At 57.8% G+C, this 15,711-nt stretch carries 17 protein-coding genes and 2 pseudogenes; 9 read left to right on the top strand and 10 right to left on the bottom strand.

Annotated features, from left to right (window positions below; translation table 11 throughout):
- Positions 1 to 14 precede the first annotated feature (14 nt).
- Both MOV63_RS18240 and MOV63_RS18235 read right to left on the bottom strand, forming a co-directional pair.
- The gene (locus MOV63_RS18240) at positions 15 to 1,100 is read right to left on the bottom strand and encodes a PAS domain S-box protein (RefSeq protein ID WP_247035464.1); all 1,086 of its coding nucleotides are present in this window, start codon (positions 1,098 to 1,100) and stop codon (positions 15 to 17) included.
- Between the two features lie 24 nt (positions 1,101 to 1,124).
- The gene (locus MOV63_RS18235; RefSeq protein ID WP_247035463.1) at positions 1,125 to 1,478 is read right to left on the bottom strand and encodes a hypothetical protein; all 354 of its coding nucleotides are present in this window, start codon (positions 1,476 to 1,478) and stop codon (positions 1,125 to 1,127) included.
- Positions 1,479 to 1,616: 138 nt separating this feature from the next.
- Here MOV63_RS18235 and MOV63_RS18230 point away from each other — a divergent pair, with 138 nt between their 5' ends.
- Positions 1,617 to 2,609, top strand: a complete 993-nt coding sequence (locus tag MOV63_RS18230) for an IS481 family transposase (RefSeq protein ID WP_247035462.1) — start codon at positions 1,617 to 1,619, stop codon at positions 2,607 to 2,609.
- 183 nt (positions 2,610 to 2,792) lie between these two features.
- On the opposite strand, the gene MOV63_RS18225 is transcribed toward MOV63_RS18230, so the two are convergent.
- Together MOV63_RS18225 and MOV63_RS18220 are read right to left on the bottom strand one after the other, a co-directional pair.
- Positions 2,793 to 3,638 carry a class I SAM-dependent methyltransferase gene (locus MOV63_RS18225; protein ID WP_247035461.1) on the bottom strand — a complete coding sequence of 282 codons (846 nt, stop codon included), beginning with the start codon at positions 3,636 to 3,638 and terminating at the stop codon, positions 2,793 to 2,795.
- Between the two features lie 647 nt (positions 3,639 to 4,285).
- Positions 4,286 to 4,381, bottom strand: a complete 96-nt coding sequence (locus MOV63_RS18220) for a class I SAM-dependent methyltransferase (protein WP_247035460.1) — start codon at positions 4,379 to 4,381, stop codon at positions 4,286 to 4,288.
- A 51-nt stretch (positions 4,382 to 4,432) separates the two neighbouring features.
- On the opposite strand from MOV63_RS18220, the gene MOV63_RS18215 reads away from it, so the two are divergent.
- Entirely contained in the window at positions 4,433 to 5,914 is a 1,482-nt protein-coding gene (locus tag MOV63_RS18215) for a pyridoxal-dependent decarboxylase (RefSeq protein ID WP_247035459.1), read from the top strand.
- Between the two features lie 102 nt (positions 5,915 to 6,016).
- Here MOV63_RS18215 and MOV63_RS18210 read toward each other — a convergent pair whose 3' ends face one another.
- Positions 6,017 to 6,598 carry an NUDIX domain-containing protein gene (locus MOV63_RS18210; protein WP_247035457.1) on the bottom strand — a complete coding sequence of 194 codons (582 nt, stop codon included), beginning with the start codon at positions 6,596 to 6,598 and terminating at the stop codon, positions 6,017 to 6,019.
- 83 nt (positions 6,599 to 6,681) lie between these two features.
- On the opposite strand from MOV63_RS18210, the gene MOV63_RS18205 reads away from it, so the two are divergent.
- The 5 genes from MOV63_RS18205 (at position 6,682) to MOV63_RS18185 (ending at position 9,559) form a co-directional block, all read left to right on the top strand.
- Positions 6,682 to 7,443 (top strand): DeoR/GlpR family DNA-binding transcription regulator, encoded by a 762-nt coding sequence (locus tag MOV63_RS18205; protein ID WP_247035520.1) that lies wholly within the window; start codon positions 6,682 to 6,684, stop codon positions 7,441 to 7,443.
- A 209-nt stretch (positions 7,444 to 7,652) separates the two neighbouring features.
- The gene (locus tag MOV63_RS18200) at positions 7,653 to 7,988 is read left to right on the top strand and encodes a hypothetical protein (protein WP_247035456.1); all 336 of its coding nucleotides are present in this window, start codon (positions 7,653 to 7,655) and stop codon (positions 7,986 to 7,988) included.
- Positions 7,989 to 8,046: 58 nt separating this feature from the next.
- Positions 8,047 to 8,493 carry a GNAT family N-acetyltransferase gene (locus MOV63_RS18195; protein ID WP_247035454.1) on the top strand — a complete coding sequence of 149 codons (447 nt, stop codon included), beginning with the start codon at positions 8,047 to 8,049 and terminating at the stop codon, positions 8,491 to 8,493.
- A 368-nt stretch (positions 8,494 to 8,861) separates the two neighbouring features.
- A complete protein-coding gene (locus tag MOV63_RS18190) occupies positions 8,862 to 9,035 on the top strand; it encodes a hypothetical protein (RefSeq protein ID WP_247035452.1) in 174 nt (57 codons plus the stop codon).
- Positions 9,036 to 9,280: 245 nt separating this feature from the next.
- On the top strand, positions 9,281 to 9,559 hold the full coding sequence (locus tag MOV63_RS18185; RefSeq protein WP_247035451.1) for a hypothetical protein: 279 nt from the start codon (positions 9,281 to 9,283) through the stop codon (positions 9,557 to 9,559).
- Positions 9,560 to 9,589: 30 nt separating this feature from the next.
- Here MOV63_RS18185 and MOV63_RS18180 read toward each other — a convergent pair whose 3' ends face one another.
- The 4 genes and pseudogenes from MOV63_RS18180 to MOV63_RS18165 all read right to left on the bottom strand — a co-directional run.
- Positions 9,590 to 9,817: a hypothetical protein gene (locus MOV63_RS18180; protein ID WP_247035449.1), complete on the bottom strand. Its 228-nt coding sequence runs from the start codon at positions 9,815 to 9,817 to the stop codon at positions 9,590 to 9,592.
- Positions 9,818 to 11,466: 1,649 nt separating this feature from the next.
- A pseudogene (locus tag MOV63_RS18175) lies at positions 11,467 to 11,700 on the bottom strand (IS630 family transposase); the annotation flags it as partial.
- Positions 11,701 to 11,759: 59 nt separating this feature from the next.
- Positions 11,760 to 12,898 (bottom strand): IS3 family transposase gene (locus MOV63_RS18170; RefSeq protein ID WP_247035447.1). Its coding sequence is split into 2 segments (ribosomal slippage): positions 11,760 to 12,640 and positions 12,640 to 12,898, totalling 1,140 coding nucleotides; the frame shifts between segments, so codons are not numbered across the junction.
- A gap of 67 nt (positions 12,899 to 12,965) precedes the next feature.
- A pseudogene (locus MOV63_RS18165) lies at positions 12,966 to 13,793 on the bottom strand (IS630 family transposase); the annotation flags it as partial.
- 613 nt (positions 13,794 to 14,406) lie between these two features.
- On the opposite strand from MOV63_RS18165, the gene MOV63_RS18160 reads away from it, so the two are divergent.
- Both MOV63_RS18160 and MOV63_RS32625 read left to right on the top strand, forming a co-directional pair.
- Positions 14,407 to 14,817: a hypothetical protein gene (locus MOV63_RS18160; protein WP_247035445.1), complete on the top strand. Its 411-nt coding sequence runs from the start codon at positions 14,407 to 14,409 to the stop codon at positions 14,815 to 14,817.
- 406 nt (positions 14,818 to 15,223) lie between these two features.
- On the top strand, positions 15,224 to 15,349 hold the full coding sequence (locus tag MOV63_RS32625; protein ID WP_258719234.1) for a hypothetical protein: 126 nt from the start codon (positions 15,224 to 15,226) through the stop codon (positions 15,347 to 15,349).
- A 55-nt stretch (positions 15,350 to 15,404) separates the two neighbouring features.
- Here the strand turns inward: MOV63_RS32625 and MOV63_RS18155 are convergent.
- Positions 15,405 to 15,711 (bottom strand): hypothetical protein (locus MOV63_RS18155; protein WP_247035443.1); only part of this gene is annotated, 307 nt, incomplete at its 5' end.

The following is a 15,711-nucleotide window of genomic DNA, read 5'->3' as shown; positions in this document are numbered from 1 at the left end:
TCCGTTTAGCTCGCCTAAGCCGGAGCTGGCGCAGCAAAAGCGGCACGGGGCACTGAAAGTTTGATCAGAAGGCCGTCGGGCTGCCAATCTCTGGAAACGTCTGCATCGAGGGTGCGGATGATCATCTGTTCCAGCCTCGTGCCGAACCCTGCATCTTTCGGTTCCGCGTTGCTCGAAGGTCGTCCACTGGATTCGAGCCACGAGATCTCGAACCTTTCCTCGCCTGCGTCGAGCGTCACGTCCAATCGCCCCTCCGCATCGGATAGCGATCCGTATTTCACCGCGTTGGTGGCATATTCATGAAAGAGCAGTGCGAGGCTTGTCACCCTCTCGGCGCTGATCGGTGCATCTTCACCATGAAGGTGCCACCGCCCTCCCTCACCCTCATCGTACGGTGAAAGCAGGCTGGACAAAAGCTGGAACAGGGTCGTGGAACGCTCTTTGAATGCTTCGTCGCCTGTAAAGCTCGGCAATGTCATCTCATGTGCCTGCGAGAGCGCGACAAGACGGATTTTCATTGAGGAGGCGAGTTCGCTCGGCGTCTGGGCCGTGCGCGCCGCCAGCGTGATGATGCTGCCGGTGATGGCAAAAAGGTTCTTGACCCGATGATGCATCTCCCGAAGGAGAAGATCCTGGCGTTCGGCTGCGCGCTTCCGCTCCGAAATGTCACGGGCGATCTTCGAGGCTCCGATAATTTTCCCGTCGCTATTGCGGATTGGCGAGATCGTCAGCGAAATGTCGAGCAACGTGCCATCCTTACGACGCCTGATCGTTTCGAAATGATCGACGCGCTCCCCGGCATGGATGCGCGCCAGGATCGCAGGCTCTTCGTCAAGCCGATCCTCGGGTATGAGAATGGTAATCGGCTTTCCGAGGGCTTCGACGGCGTTGTAGCCGAAAAGCCGCTCTGCACCCTTGTTCCAGGTGGTGATGATCCCCTGAAGGGATTTGCTGACGATGGCATCCTCAGACGACTCGATGATGGCAGCCAGGAAGGCCGCTGCATCGTGTGCCGGTTTTATTGCTTCTGCGTCGGCTTCAGATTGCTTGGAGCGATAATCAGCTGCCTCGGCATCGCTGCTATCGTGTCTGTCTACCATCGGCGTCTTAACCCCAGGAGTTGGTCAAAAGACTTGAGCGGAGAGGCCGCTCTCCGGCGGGAACTTTAGCTGCCCGCTTGAAGAAATAAAGCCCCTTGGTGTCGCCCCGCCATTGAAAAATCGGTGGCGGCATAACCGTAGGGGCAACTGGGCCGGTAATCGAGTCGGACCCGGAGCAAGCCGTTTCCTGAGCTGTGGCCGTGCAACAAGCACGACCAGATTGGTCTGCGGACGGAACTGGATTACGGAAGGCCCAGAAGAAATCACGCCGGCGAAAAAGTCCTTGAAACCGCCGGGCGTTCGGCCGCCATTCTTGTGGATGATGACCCGATGCCGGCGCAGGTCGTCGAGCGCCAGGATCGCGGATGAGGCATCCATGACGGCCGAGGTTTCCGAGAGAGCGGTTTCCCAGCGGGCGGGACTCCAGGGTGCAGTCGTAGATGACACCGATGATCCTAGATGTTTGATCCCAGGCTTTGATGGGGCATTCTTGTCTTGCGAATCAAAGGATGCGCTATGGGCCAGGTTCTTCATGGGAGCGCCACGACGACAGAGGCAGTCCGTCGAGCGATACAGCATAGTCAAGAGAGCCTGAGGACGCTTTCGAAGCGTTACGGGATCAATCAGAAGACCGTTGCCAAGTGGCGGAAGCGGACCTCAGTCACGGACCTTCCGACCGGCCCGAAGGAACCGAGATCGACAGTTCTCTCGGTCGAGGAAGAAGCGGTCATCGTCGCTTTCCGACGTTATACCCTGCTGCCACTCGATGACTGCCTCTACGCGCTGCAGCCGACAATCCCGCATCTGACACGGTCTTCGCTGCACCGCTGCCTGCAGCGCCACGGCATCGGCCGTCTGCCGGATGTTGAAGGCGACAGGCCGGCGGTGAAGAAGTTCAAGAGCTACCCGATCGGCTACTTCCACATCGACATCGCCGAGGTGCGCACCGAACAGGGCAAGCTGCACATGTTCGTCGCCATCGACCGCACATCGAAGTTCGCCTTCGTTGAATTGCACGAGAAGGCCACCACCGCCATCTCGCGCGAATTCCTCCTACGCCTGATTGAAGCCGTCCCCTACAAGATCCACACCGTGCTCACCGACAACGGGATCCAGTTTACCACGCCCGGCGCTGGAGGGTCGGCTGTGCCGCTGATCAAAGAAGCGATCGCCAATGGCGAGCGCTTCTGGGCCCATGCCTTCGAATACACCTGCGCCACCAACGATATCGAGCACCGCACGACCAAGCCGAAGCATCCGTGGACCAACGGTCAAGTCGAGAGGATGAACCGAACCATCAAGGATGCCACCGTCAGGCGCTTCTACTATGAAAGCCACAATCAACTTCGTCAGCACCTCGCCGACTTCGTCGCCGCTTACAATTTTGGCCGCAGGCTTAAGACCCTCAACGGCCTCACGCCTTACGAGTTCATTTGCAAAGCATGGACTTCACAGCCCGAACGCTTCACCCTCAATCCGCTCCATCAAATGCCGGGACTAAACATCTAGACAGGCCTGCGGCGACAAGAGTGCCGCGTAACTGCCTGCCGACGCTTGCGGAGAGAGGCCGCCCGGCGGCGCATGACGATTATCCAGACTTGGCGTGGTGCCGTTGACTCAACCTATGTCCCGGGCATGATCGTGGCCGACGTTGGCCAGGACTTGGCGCTTGCCACCACTGCGAAAGTTGGCTCAGCGTTTCGGCACAGTGCCCAAAGTGAGCACCCACATTTCCCGATAGCAGAAGTCAGGGTCAGAAATCAGGCGCTCTGGCTCCTCGCCGATCACTCTCCACTGGCGGTGATCCGCGTCAGACAGGTTGCACGTTTGGGCGAGACCGGACAGGAATTCGAGATTGTTGCGGATGTACTGACGCTCCACCGACCTGAGCGGCTGACGGCGCTCCGCCAACGTTGTAATCGCAGAGACATTTTCAAGGCCGACGGTTCTAAACCAAGCCGAGACGCGAGTACCCCGCATGGCGCCGGAAATCTGCACATCGTCAGACAATGCGTCGAGCAAACGCCACACCAGCTTGGGATCCTGCGGCTGGTACTGCCACACAGAGATATCGACCTCCTTCACTGCAACCAGCCCGCCCCGCTTCACGACGCGACGGAACTCCTCGAGTGCTTTGGAGAGCTGCTCATCGCCAAGGTATTGAGTGGCGTTCGCGCTCCAAACCGCATCGAATGTTCCCGTTTCATACGGGAGCGCGGTCATATCACCGGTTCGCGCCATTATCGGGCAAGCAAAGTGCTCGCTTGCAATACGAGTTTCGATCGCCGCGACATTCTCCGGTGCCAGATCGAGAGCCTGGATATGTCCCTCGGCGCCGAGCAACTCAGCCATTGAGGGCAAAAAGACCCCATTGCCCGCACCTGCATCAAGCACAGACCAGCCGGCGACGAGGCCGGCAGAACGAAGCGTCGCTTCGTACTCTTCCTTGAGCGCCAAATAGTGGGCGTCGAGATGTCCGGAGCCGCTGAGCTTATGCCCGGCAGATGTACTTTTTTCGGAATCCGATGTGTCGCTCATCTTGATTGCCGCCTAGATCACAATGAAGAAGGTATTGCTCGTCTCGAAGCGATTGACGGGATGCTTCCGGAAGATAGCCTATCATGGTCTCCACCGGTAGCTGAAATGCACTCTCGGGGTGCTACCTATTCCGGGTGATTTCCTGGACAAGCTGGTCTGGCGGCGAAATGCCGGAGCCGGTGTCGCACCGAGGCCTTTACCTCCACAAGCGCCCTTCTCCCGACCGCCGTTATTTCGTGGCGGTATAATTTGGGCACTGATTTCGCCCTCGATCGATTCCCGCCCGAATGAGCGGCGAGCGCCGTTTCAACCGCCTCGGTCACTGCCTGCAGCCCGCCGCTTCACGCGTCAAGATTTCGCCGGCCAGTGGACTGCCCCTGGCAGTACCCAATCGCTGCGCTGGCTGCAGTTGTCGCTCGAGCCACCTTGGTCACAGTTACGGCAATCGCAGTTGAAACCTACTTCACGTTGCGCCACGATGGTCGCATTTGTATCACGATAGCCATGCGGCGCGCGCTCCATGAAGCACGGCGGGCCTTCTGGATAGCGCTCGGCGAGCACTGCCGTGGCAACGGCTACGAACGTATTGGCCGAAATCTGGTCCCAGACCGCAAACTGGTAAACACCGCCAGGCTTCAGAACTCGCCTTACCTCTCGGTAGCCTGCAGCTTATCGGGGAAGAACATGACACCGAACTGGCAGACGACGATATCAAAGCTGCCGTTCTCAAAAGGCAGCGCCAACGCGTTGACCTGAAGATCATCGGCACCATAGGCTGCTGATAGCGCGCGCGAATGGTGCCCGCAAAGACCTTGTCGGCGCCTGTCATCACAGCCTCGCCTTGTTGCGGCATGTGGATAGGAATAGGCTGCGCTCCTGAGCTATGGGATGATGGCATGCGTGCACTCCAGACTTCCGATCTGGAATTGGCTGACCTCATGAAGGAAGCGACGAAGCTCGCCGCCGAATACTGGGCTTCGCTGGAGGAACGGCCATCGTATCCGTCGACTAGCGGCACAGAGACCGCGCGCCTCTTCGATCGTCCATGGCCGGATGAAGGTCGCGGCGGGCAAGTTCTGGCCGACGTCAAGGCTATTGCAGAACACGTCCGCCCCTGCACCGGCCGCTTCTTCGGTTATGTCGCAGGTTCGGGCGAACCGGTTGGCGCAATCGGCGACTTTCTCGCTTCGGTGTTCAATCAGAACAGCACGTCCTGGCGCTCCGCTCCAGCTGCAGTAAGCATCGAGCGCGCCGTCATCGGTTGGCTTGCTGAGGCGGTTGGGTGCCAAGGCTTCTCGGGAAGCCTTTGTGGGGGCGGATCGATCGCCAACCTCATGGGGTTGGCAATCGCCCGGGAGCATATCCTCCCCGCAAACGAGGACGGCGCGCGGCATGGCGTGGTCTATGCGTCCGAGCAGGTGCACATGTCGATCCCAAAAGCCATGGCGTTGCTGGGCCTCGGACGCAAAAACCTTCGCCTCATCCCGGTCGACGCGGAATTCCGCCTGCAGACCGACGCGCTCAAGTCCGCTATCGCCAACGACCGAAAGGCGGGAAAATTCCCTATGGCGATCGTGGCCAGCGTCGGCACGGTGACCACCGGGGCGATCGATCCCCTTGTCGAAATCGCCGGCATCGCCGAGGCTGAAGGTCTCTGGCTCCACGTCGATGGCGCATTCGGCGTGCTGGCGGCACTGGCGGTTCCGGAAAAGTTCGTCGGGCTGAACCTGGCCGACTCGATTTCCCTTGATGCACATAAGTGGCTCTACCAGCCCATCGACTGCAGCTGCCTCCTTTATCGCGACCGCGATGCAGCCCGGAATACCTTCTCCCATACAGCGGACTATATCAGGATCCTCAACCAGGATCCCGACGAGGCCTTCGCCTTCTTCGAAGAATCGATCGAGCTATCCCGTCGTTTTCGCGCCCTCAAACTCTGGATGTCTCTGCAATATCACGGACGCCGGGCCTATCGTGAGGCCATTGGTCGGGACCTTGGGCATGCGCAGATGCTTGCGCAAGCCATTCACGCGCATCCACAGTTGGAACTGCTTGCGCCGGTGCCACTCAGCGCCGTCTGTTTTCGCCATCACGCCAAGGACAACGAAGCCATTCTACGCCGCGTGATCGCAAGGGGCCGTGTGTACCTATCCAACGCTTCGATCAACGGCGAGTTCGCGCTGCGTGCCTGCTTCGTCAATCATCGCACAAAACCGGAAGACGTTCATGAGATTGTCTCCGAGGTGATTGCAGCAGCAGACGAGCTGAACGCATAATGCAGGCGCTCAAGCGACTGTCGCTCGACCACCGCACATGATGGCGATGGGAGTGCTTGGAAACAGCTGCCATCCAGTGTCTGATACGCTCACATGAGCCGTTCATTTGAACACATGAAGGGCGGCATATTGGAGAAGCATGATCGTCTTGCCGTCCCGGATGCGTCCATCCCCGATCATCTCGAGCGCCTCATCTATCGTTGGTTCGAGGCGCTCAATGTCCTCGCCTTCGTCCACGTTCCCGCCACCGCTGGAGATCTGGTCCGCGGCTGAATAGGCGCCAATGAAAAAGTGCAGCCTCTCGGTCACGGAGCCAGGGCTCATGAAGGCATCGAAAATCTGGCGCACGTCGCTGACCCGATATCCGGTTTCCTCCTCGACTTCCGCCTTGATCCGTTCCTCCGGACTGGCATTGTCCAAAAGACCCGCCGGTGCCTCCGTCAGAAGATCGTCATGGCCATTGACGTAGGCTGGATATCGAAATTGCCGGGTCAGAAGCACCCTGCTCCGCTCAAGGTCGTAGAGAAGGATCGTCGCACCGTTGCCGCGATCATAGGTCTCCCGACTCTGCCTCTGCCAGGTACCGTCTCCCCGCAGGAAACTGAACGTCGTCTTCTTCAGAATGTACCAGTCGCTGGAGAGCGTGGTTACCTCTTCAACCTTCACTCGATCAGATATCGTCATGTTCGCCTCCGGTGCACATAATCGCACGATATTGCACGAATGTTACAAACGTGCAATAAGCGGCAAAACAGTGTGAGGCCATGATGCTGACGAGTGAGAGAAAAGCCCTTATCCTTGATACCCTTGGAACCACGGGCCGCGTGGTCGCGAAAGAGTTCAGCCTGACGCTGGGCCTCTCGGAGGATACGATCCGTCGCGATCTTCGCGAGCTTGCCGCGGAAGGTCTGCTTCAACGTGTTCATGGTGGAGCGCTACCGGCATCCAAAGCGCTCGCCGACCTTCCAAGCCGAAGGAACATTTCCGTCGAGGATAAGACGGCCATCGCGAAGGCGGCTGCGGCGATGGTCAGGAATGGCCAGATTATATTTCTCGATGGCGGGACAAGCACTGTTGCAGTGGCCCGCGCTCTTCCCACGCAACTGCATGCGACCGTTGTCACGCACAGCCCCGATATAGCGGTCGCACTTTCCGACCACCCAGGAATCGAAGTCGAGCTCGTCGGCGGCCGCATCTACAAGCACTCCAACGTGGCAGTGGGGGCCGTGGCGAGCGAGAGTATTTCTCACATCCGCGCCGACATCTTCTTTATGGGCGTAACCGGCATCCATCCTGACCATGGATTGACGACGGGCGACAGAGAAGAGGCGGCGATCAAACGGGCAATTAGTCGCCAGTCGGCGGAAACGATTGTCCTCGCGTCCAAAGAGAAGCTCGGCGCGGTCTCCGCGTACGACATCATCGGTCTCGATCAAATTGACGGGCTGATCGTGGAGAAGAGCTGCCCGGCCGGTCTCCTGGAACCTTACCAAATGCGTGGAATCTCGATTACGCGCGCTCAGGCTTGAGCAGACTGGTGGGATGTCGGCGCGGTCCCTCGCGCGCCCAGGCAATCCGGACCAGAGCGAACTGATGACGTCCAACTTTGAAATGAGTGAACCCCTTGTCTCGAAACATACTCTTCCTCTTACCGTTTTTTGCCTCTTTGCTCGCCGGATGCCAGAGCGCACCGCCCGTCACGCCGATCGGCTATAATGGCACCACCAAAGATGGGGTGATGACGGCCAGGCCGTTGACAGATGCCGAAATGGCCAAAGCGCTGAAATCGGCACAGCGTGCAAGCGACATGGCGCCGGCTATCGCGGCCGCTAATACCTTCGGAGGACTGGATCCAACCGGCATGACCCAAATGGCGGTGACTGCGGAAACCAGGCGACGCATGCAGGATTTCCAACAATACGTCCCCGGCATGATGGCAGCAAACGTCCAGCGGTTGGAGGCCTATTGCAAGACAAACCCCAAATTCGAGGCCTGCATCGAGTTTCGGAAAACCAAGGCCGAAATGAAAGCGCGCGGTCAGCGTATGCCGGACGGGTCTATTCCCCAGCCGTGATGGCGGCGGATTCCTTTAGTTACGGCTGACAAACGGCCGATGGATCTGGGAAAAGAAGATGGTGAACGTTCGCCAAGCAAAGACAACAGACATTCCGGCGATGAGCCGCGTGTTGACCGCCTCGATCACCTTCCTTTGTACTGACGATCATGGCAACGATTTGGGCCGCCTAAGCCAGTGGACGAAAAACAAGACCGAAGCAGGCGTCGGACAAATGATGGACAATCCGCATCAAACGCTCTGGATCGCAGAAGTCGACGGCGAGATCGCTGCCGTGGGGGCCGTCACGGACGATAGCATCGTCCTCAACTACGTAGCCCCCGAGCATCGTTTCCAGGGGGTGAGCAAGGCGCTATTGGCCGCGATGGAGGACACACTCCGCAACGCCGGCATATCACTCGGCAGGTTGGTCAGCACCAGAACTGCCTTGCGCTTCTACCTCGCTTGCGGCTGGTCAGATCTGGGACCCGGCGCTGGCGGAATCCTCATGGAAAAGGTGCTTTGAGAAGACCTTTTCCGCTGCTTATGCGTAAATTTTGCGATATCGGGCCGAGATGGGCACACCGAACAACACCTTCTGGTATGATAGCCAACTGGTGTCGCCACGGCTTCCCGAGTGGAATTTCCTTGCGTGCAGCAGCGAGAGGCGCGAAACGAAGCGCGCGGCGCGGCTTCGGTGACCTCCAATTGGAGCAGCCCGCAGGCCCGACGTAGTGATCACACGAGGCCTGCGTCGGGCTTCTTGGCAACCTGCAGATTGCCAGAATGCCTTTGGCTTGCCGCTCCACTTCAGGTCTCTACTTCCTCTCTATGTGCGACATTCCTTCACCAGCCGTCCCTACCGGCGACCAGAACCGCCACCTGTTCTGCCAGATGGCGATCGAGATCCCGCTGCAGGAGATCATCGAGGCCGCGGTGAAAGCCGGATGGGACGAGACCGAGGTGCTGGCGGCGATTATTGATGTGGCGGATAACCTGGTGCTGGCGGCCGGCGCCAACGCCGAGGTGGACGCGCTGCTGAAGGCGCTGAAACGGAAGCTGGAATGACCGCACCCAAAAAGGCCCGCCGAAGCGGGCCGAGTTCAAGGATATGCATGGAGTAGTCTGGAACGCAGCGGGACTCGGTGAAGTGCTGATGGATGGGAAGGGCCGCTGCGTCTGTTGCCCGAACTGCGACTGATGACGAACGTTCCGTCCCCTAAGCCGATATCCTCGTCGCCCCCCGATTTTGGGAGTTCCACCGTCACCGTAGAGGGCTATACCTATGAGGGTGATTCTCCGAGGGAGACGGTATGGAATTGGTTGTATATGGGTATCAGATCGTACCGGGCAGTGACGACTCTTTGGGCTTCGAGGCTTCTCTAGAGGACTGCCAACGCGAAGCCGTGGCGGAGCGTGAAGAACTTCGGCGGCATGATCCGGATCTAGAGCCATTGGGGGCGATGGCCATATATCGCTTCACTTTGGCCTGGCCTGATACCGACGGGCTGCTTGCGGTCTTGAACGACAAGACTTCGCTGCTCGACGCCATTGTTGTCGATCGCAAGCGTGTAGGTATCGTGGCCGACTGAAATTGCATGCTTTCTTTGCCACCCTGATTGCTACCATGTTTCCCAGCCGGAAACTGCCAGCAGCTCTCCGGTGAGACCAACATGATTGACTTGGTGGCAGAATATCCCGTGCAGCGATTGATGCTCTGCGAATGCAGCACCCATCGTGGCAAACAAGGTGGCGGGTAGCGCGCAGATCATCATGATAAGCAAAACTAGCCGCAAGGCCCCTTCCAGCGGAGTAAGCTTGGGTTGAATTACCGGTTCCTGTCGCTTCATGCGCCGTCCCCCTGTCATTGATCGACTCTTCGGCTGATTCTGCCGATTTGTCGATTACTTCCTGTGGCCGGAGCGGGCCTTGCATGTTGTGGGGGTAAAAGCCGTAATGCGGGGGCCTCATTACCGGGCGGCAGGAAGTGGAAAGCCCGCGTCAATCCCCGGAACCGCGGGCTTTCGCAGCCGGAGCTCTTCTTTGCTCGGCCTATTCTCGAAGCTTAGGACTTCAGCGCCGAGGTGATCAATTTCTCCGAAAGGAGTATCGACGTCAAAAGCGAAGGCGCCAGCGCCAGCTGCGCTCTCGGCAGTTCCAAGGATCTCCGTCGCGACCGCCAAACGATCTAGGGTCCCGTGCCGCCCGCTTCTGCAATCAGCGCGGTAGGACTGCTCACGGAACCGAGTGGAGCATCGGGCATTCACTGAATGTCGCGAGGGCAAATTTCCCCTCAAAAATGTTCGGCCCACGAACACGCTCTCGCGACACTCTTTCCTGGGTGGGCCGGCGCCACCAATCCCGGGCACCTGCGCTTTATACCCTTTCGCGACTCGCTTATATTCCAGCCATGGACAAGGTCGAGCGAGACAACCTCATCGTGAAGATGCGTGCTGATGGGAGGACCATCCCGTCGATTTCACAGGAACTAGGCTTGCCAACGACGAGGATCAAATTCGTCCTGCAAAATCACGCCTACTACATTGTCTCAACTCCGCCGCCGGAAGGGATGAGCATCCGAACCGCATACCTTATCCAGCAGGCTCTTGGCACTTGGCCCACATCTGCGAACGCCGAAGAGCTGGCTCACAGGAAGCAGGCACTCATGAGGGCATCGGGCACAAAGCGGAAAGATTGGCTTGATTTTGACGACTGGGTCATGCGAGTCCGTCAGTCTGGCGTGCGATAAGTGGGCGCCATCGTCCGGATTGCCGCAGATCCTCGCTTACTTCCCCAAAAGACTAAAATTTAGGCGCTGGTTTCAAGCGGAAAACGCATCGCGTATAATCGCCAAGAGTGCTGAATTGGTCGCAGGAATTGTTACCCACCGGTCCCGCCCTTGGATGCACCGGCGAGCCTGATACCTGACAATCGGATACCCGAGCATTGGGGTGCGCACCGACATGCGGAAGATGACGCCATCAATCGTTCGTTCAACCATCACTGGAAGCATTGCATTGCCTCGAAAAATTTCTCTTTCCAAGCTCGCAGATGGCATTTAACAAAGTTACAACCTCTGCAACCTTTTCCATAAAAACAACCTGAATTGCTCCGATGGCTGTCTGCGCTCACACCACTGGAGCGATGTTGGTGAGATTGCTTTGTCTGGTTATCCGCTGATGACGTCTAGGCCAAGTTCCTTGATCGCAGTAATAAAACCTCTTCGGACGTGGTCCTCCATTGTGACCCCTCGCAAGGCGTCGACAACTGCGTCTCTTGCCGAAATGAAAGCCGGGTCTCCGCGGCTGCGAAGGGAGCGATTGCCTCCATGGCCTCTCCGGCCGTTGAGATCAACTTAAGCGCACCGCTTCCGCCCTTGAGCAATATCGGCTTTTGCCAAGGTTTCCGGTCCAACATTCAACGTCCCACAATGTGTGCTTGGGCCCTTCTGGACTACAAGCTTGTGGGCGAGTTGGCCGCGACCTCCATTTGATGGCTCGGCCGCAACGATCTCATTGAGGTCGGCTTTCCAGACGAATGGCTTTGGTTCCTTATTGTGTTCTTTGATGAAGCGTTTGATGGCAACCTGCAGGTCGACGACGGAATGAAAGACACCGTGCTTGAGCCGTCGTCGGGTCAGTTTCGCAAAGAAGCCCCCGACAGCGTTGAGCCATGAGCAAGAAGTCGGGACGAAGTGGAAGGTCCATCGTGGATGCCGTGATAACCAGGCACTGAGCTGGCTCGGTTTGTCTGAACAGTACCCGGCGTTTGTTAAGTGGATTTCCGCCTTGGTTACGCCGCAGCCAGCATCGGCGTCAGCGCGTTGAAGTAAGCCTGATCCGGTGTCTGCCGGTCAAGCGATGAATGCGGGCGTCGTTGGTTGTAAAAGTTAATGTAACAACCAATCCCCGCCCGTGCCTGCGGGACATTCTCATAGGCATTAAGATAGATCTCCTCATACTTGATAGTCCGCCAGAGCCGCTCGACGAAGACATTGTCCCGCCATGCACCCCTGCCGTCCATCGAGATGGCGATTTCGGCCTTCTTCAGCACCGTCGTGAAGTCGGTAGAAGTAAACTGCGATCCCTGATCGGTATTGAAGATGTCAGGCTTTCCATACCGAGCAAGCGCCTCTTCGACCGCTTCAATACAAAAGGCCGTCTCCATCGTGATCGACAACCGCCACGACAGAACCCGGCGACTGAACCAGTCGACGACAGCGCAGAGATAGACAAATCCCCGCGCCATCGGGACGTAGGTCAAATCCATTGCCCACGCCTGGTTGGGCCTGGTGACCGCCAACTTGCGCAGCAGATACGGATAGATCTTGTGTCCTGGCGCCGGTTTCGAGGTGTTCGGGCGGCGGTAGATCGCCTCTATACCCATCTTCCTCATCAGCGTCGCGACATGAAGACGCCCTGTCACAAGCCCTTCTGCCTTCAAAAGCCCATGCAACATCCGGCTTCCGGCAAAGGGATAGTCGAGATGTAGCTCGTCGATCCGCCGCATCAGGGCCAGATCGCCGTCAGACACAGGACGGGGCGAATAATAAACGCTGCTTCGACTGAGGCCGAGAAGTTTCGCCTGACGGACAACCGACAGCTTATGTGCGCGGTTGATCATTTCTTTCCGCTCAGCAGCCCGGCTTTGCCGAGCGCACCGGATAAAAAATCATTCTCCAGCGTCAGTTCTCCGATCTTGGCATGGAGAGTTTTGACATCGACGGTGGGTGCCGCCGGTTCCGATTTGGCATCGTCGCCAAAAACGTCTGTCGCTCCCTCAAGCAGCTGGTCTTTCCATTGCTTGATTTGGTTGACGTGCACGTCGAACTGCTGGGACAACTCCACCAGCGTCTGCTCGCCCCTGATGGCGGCAAGCGCCACCTTCGCCTTGAAAACCGGGCTATGGTTCCGGCGCGGTCGTCTCGTCATGGTATCTCCTGTTTCCGGCATCTAAGCCAAAGTCAGGCAAGAATTCCACTTATACCAGCTGTCCGATTTTTCCGAGCCAGCTCTCACGGACCTTCGGTTGCTTGTGGGCAGCATAGTTGTCGAGAATGACATGAACGGCCTTGTCCTTCGGCAGTTCAGCCTCGATAGCATTGAGGAATCGAATGAACTCCTGATGCCGGTGGCGCTGCATGTTGCGGCCGATCACCGAACCATCGAGAACGTTAAGAGCAGCAAACAGGGTGGTGGTGCCATGGCACTTATAGTCATGGGTCATCGTGCCACCGCGGCCTTTCTTGATGGGCAGGGCCTGCTGTGTCCGATCAAGCGCTTGGATCTGGCTCTTCTCATCGACGGATAGGACGATGGCATGGGCTGGTGGCGAGATGTATAGCCCGACGACGTCATGCAGTTTCTCGGCGAAAGCCTTGTCATTCGATAGTTTAAAGCTGCGCCAGCGGTGCGGCGCAAGACCATGCTCGTGCCAGATTTTGACGACCGAAGACGCTGCGATCCCAACGGCTTTTGCCATCGCACGAACGGTCCAGTGGGTGGCTTCCTGTTTCGGCGTTTCCAGCGTCAGCGTCACCACTCGATCGACCAACTCGGTATCGAGTGGCGCTATGCCGGGCGGCCGGCTCTTGTCGCGCAAAAGACCATCCACCCCTTCGGCCATGAAGCGCTCCTGCCAGCGCCAAACGCAGGTCTTGGATTTACCAGTCGCCGCCATGATCGCGACGGTCCCGAGATCATCGCCGCTCATCAAAATGATCTTGGCCCGCCAGACATGCTTCTGCGGCGAACTTCCCGCGGAAATAATCGCCTCAAGCCGATCCCGGTCGGCGGACGAGACTTCAAATATGATCCCTGTACGCATGCGGTATCGTCGCACACCGCATGCCGAAAGGAATCCCAGACCGGACTCCTTTGTCTCGATCAATCCACTAGGTCCGCCATGAATTGCGCGGATGGAAAGTGCTCACGAAATCGAGGGGCGATCAAGTTCGCCTGCAGACTAGCCAGGCGGCCGGGCGATCCATCGGCGATCGCTTCGCCGATGCTTCCGCAAGGTTTCCCACCAAAGCCGGGCCTCCTTCAACAGGGGCGGTAAAACCGGGATTGCCACTACCACCAACATTACCCATTCCGTCTTTGTCATCTTCCAATTATCCCCGAGCAACACACTCCATTGAGAATAAAGGGGCGTTGGTCGATGGGGATATTAAACGATGATGGAATGCAGGCTGATTTGCGTATCTCGCTGATTTTCCTTCGTCTGGGGAATTCTGCGCTGCCGAAACGAATGATGAACATCCCCGCCGCCGAAACGAAAGCCGATCCCTACTCATGACGCCATGGCGGGTGGAGTGCGTTCTAAAGCTTCGGACTTCTCAAGCGATCTTCATCATCCGGAACCTTTTGCCACTCATGGTGATTGGAAATGTGGCGCTCCGCCAACGGCGGAAAGATGATGCCATCGGGAGGATGAGTTGAACGCTAACATTTCGGCTGCAATGCGCGCCGTGCCATCTGAAGCTAGAGAGGCCATCATCAACGTTCGGGGCCACTGGCCCCTATTGGTGGTCAGCCTGGCGATCGCCACCGCGGTCATCGCGTTCCTAAACTACGACGAATTCAGCGGGCTTCTCGTATCACTGGCAATCGGTTTGGGCATCGTGATGTTCTGCACCGCGACATTGATTGCCGGGATTGCAAGCTGGCTGTTTTTCACCGGCCTGCTCTGGAGGATGTCCGAGGCGCGGAAACCGCGACGGCCAATACGGCGACTGGCGGACGATGATATACCGAGGCGGTTTTGGTTCTCCGGCTTTTTTGCCACTCTGCTCTGGATTGTCCCGCTCTACGCTTTGACCTTGGGCTTGGTCTCAGCCATTCAGTAGCAGCCACTGTTCAACCCAGATCAATCTTTCTTAAATCCCAGAGTGAATTTTAGTCGAGCTCGACCCAGGGAGTGAGGACACCGGCGCCTGCCCACCAAGCCGTTGCGGATAGTCGAGGCGGTCGGCGACCTAGGGAGCGAGAAGATCACTTCTAAGCCGGACAGGATGCCGGCGGGGATCATCGCCCGGATCGACCACGGGCGCTTGAGCACCCGACGCCAGTCGGCTACGAGTTTCATGGGCGATGTTCTTTGAGGTTGGAGGAACGCATCCTTTAGGCGTAGATGGCCCACTCTAATCGATTTTGGTTTTCCGACGCTGGAACAGCCTTCGCCCGCCTTGGTTTCTGGTGCCGAGCACATGCTCGCCACATCGGGCCGTGAGGCACCCGCATAGGGAGGATCACATGCATACGTTCGTCACGTTTTTCGCCGCATTGCTGATGATACCCGCCAAGATCATTTTTGAGGCAAAGGCTCCGGAGAAGCCATTAACGCCCGAAAGGCTGATAAGAATGGGGGCCGGCAATTGATGCCCCAGCGTCCGCCGCGCATAGGCCAAAAGGTGTACTCCGTTTGGGTGATGCACTAAGCTAGAAGTTGTGAGATAGTCCCCCTCGCCAAGAGACTGTTGAGGGCTCGAACGGGAAAAACGGGCGAGCCCTCTTCTTTTTGAACCTGTTTGTCTTGCGTCGGGTTGAGGGCCTGCATCCTGGCGGACCGGCGCAGGCCCTCGCGCAAACCTAAATTTTCCGAGCGGATTAGCGTATGCTGTCGAATTACGGTAAGCGCGAATTTCTCCGCACCTTCTGTATTTGAGTGAGCTTTGGCATGTGGTGTCCACTTAAAAGAGGTGGACACCAAGTTATGGATGAAGGTCAAAAACTCGCGGTAC

The sequence above is a fragment of the Neorhizobium sp. SHOUNA12A genome (genome assembly GCF_023006505.1).
In the GTDB taxonomy this organism is placed as follows: Bacteria; Pseudomonadota; Alphaproteobacteria; order Rhizobiales; family Rhizobiaceae; genus Neorhizobium.
This window is presented reverse-complemented; position numbering and strand designations above follow the sequence as displayed.

What these genes read in the sequence shown, in the direction of transcription:
- MOV63_RS18180 (WP_247035449.1), bottom strand. Translation starts at nt 9,817, where the DNA reads ATGAAGCGACAGGAACCGGTAATTCAACCCAAGCTTACTCCGCTGGAA.
- MOV63_RS18225 (WP_247035461.1), bottom strand. Translation starts at nt 3,638, where the DNA reads ATGAGCGACACATCGGATTCCGAAAAAAGTACATCTGCCGGGCATAAG.
- MOV63_RS18190 (WP_247035452.1), top strand. Translation starts at nt 8,862, where the DNA reads ATGGCGATCGAGATCCCGCTGCAGGAGATCATCGAGGCCGCGGTGAAA.
- MOV63_RS18240 (WP_247035464.1), bottom strand. Translation starts at nt 1,100, where the DNA reads ATGGTAGACAGACACGATAGCAGCGATGCCGAGGCAGCTGATTATCGC.
- MOV63_RS18185 (WP_247035451.1), top strand. Translation starts at nt 9,281, where the DNA reads ATGGAATTGGTTGTATATGGGTATCAGATCGTACCGGGCAGTGACGAC.
- MOV63_RS18200 (WP_247035456.1), top strand. Translation starts at nt 7,653, where the DNA reads ATGACGGCCAGGCCGTTGACAGATGCCGAAATGGCCAAAGCGCTGAAA.
- MOV63_RS18195 (WP_247035454.1), top strand. Translation starts at nt 8,047, where the DNA reads ATGGTGAACGTTCGCCAAGCAAAGACAACAGACATTCCGGCGATGAGC.
- MOV63_RS18230 (WP_247035462.1), top strand. Translation starts at nt 1,617, where the DNA reads ATGGGCCAGGTTCTTCATGGGAGCGCCACGACGACAGAGGCAGTCCGT.
- MOV63_RS32625 (WP_258719234.1), top strand. Translation starts at nt 15,224, where the DNA reads ATGCATACGTTCGTCACGTTTTTCGCCGCATTGCTGATGATACCCGCC.
- MOV63_RS18210 (WP_247035457.1), bottom strand. Translation starts at nt 6,598, where the DNA reads ATGACGATATCTGATCGAGTGAAGGTTGAAGAGGTAACCACGCTCTCC.
- MOV63_RS18205 (WP_247035520.1), top strand. Translation starts at nt 6,682, where the DNA reads ATGCTGACGAGTGAGAGAAAAGCCCTTATCCTTGATACCCTTGGAACC.
- MOV63_RS18235 (WP_247035463.1), bottom strand. Translation starts at nt 1,478, where the DNA reads ATGGATGCCTCATCCGCGATCCTGGCGCTCGACGACCTGCGCCGGCAT.
- MOV63_RS18215 (WP_247035459.1), top strand. Translation starts at nt 4,433, where the DNA reads ATGGTGCCCGCAAAGACCTTGTCGGCGCCTGTCATCACAGCCTCGCCT.